Annotated in this window: 2 protein-coding genes; one reads left to right on the top strand and one right to left on the bottom strand. The window is 64.9% G+C overall.

All coding sequences use genetic code 11. The features are described 5' to 3' along the window. Positions 1–187 (bottom strand): FAD-dependent oxidoreductase (locus HX846_RS37480; protein WP_178967496.1); only part of this gene is annotated, 187 nt, incomplete at its 3' end. A gap of 63 nt (positions 188–250) precedes the next feature. On the opposite strand from HX846_RS37480, the gene HX846_RS37475 reads away from it, so the two are divergent. Next, a partial coding sequence (locus HX846_RS37475) for a LysR family transcriptional regulator (RefSeq protein ID WP_178967495.1) occupies positions 251–690 on the top strand: 440 nt, incomplete at its 3' end.

Genomic DNA, 690 nt, shown 5'->3' with positions numbered 1-690 from the left:
GCACGCCCTTGTCGGCCAGCGGTGCGACATAGCGGTAGGACAACTGCCCGCCGTTGGCGAAGCTGGTCTCGCTGCCCAGGGTTTCCCGAGCTTCGACCACCGTCACCTGCATGCCGGCACGCACCAGCGCGTAGGCACTCGCCAGGCCGATAACCCCGCCACCGATGATGCAAACCTGCTGAGCCATGTGCGTCCCTTAACCGTGCGATGTCAGGCTTGAAGGTTAGAGGCAGGTGACAGCGGCGGGACAATGAATAAAGATGGGTCACCCATAAACAAAGGTTATGGACTGCCCATGCGCTTGCGTCATATCGAAATCTTCCAGGCCATCCGCCAGACCGGTTCCATCAGCGCCGCCGCCCAGTTGCTGCATGTCTCGCAGCCGGCGGTGAGCAAGGTGCTGCAGCACGCCGAGTTGCAGTTGGGGTTCCCGCTGTTCCTGCGTATACGCGGCAAGCTGCAGCCAACCCCGGAAGCGCTGGCGCTGGAACGCGAAGTCGACAAGGTGACCGAAAGCCTGCAAGGCGTGCGGCGCCTGGCGCAGAACCTGCGCCGCGAGCCGGGCCAGAGCCTGCGTATCGGCGCCACACCCGCGCTGGCCTTGTCGTTGCTGCCGCCGGCCATCCGCGAATGGACCCAACGCTACCCGGACATCGCCTGCGAGCTCTCCAGCGCCCACAGCCGCGAGCT

The sequence above is a fragment of the Pseudomonas sp. K5002 genome (assembly GCF_013386655.1).
GTDB lineage: Bacteria > Pseudomonadota > Gammaproteobacteria > Pseudomonadales > Pseudomonadaceae > Aquipseudomonas.
This window is presented reverse-complemented; position numbering and strand designations above follow the sequence as displayed.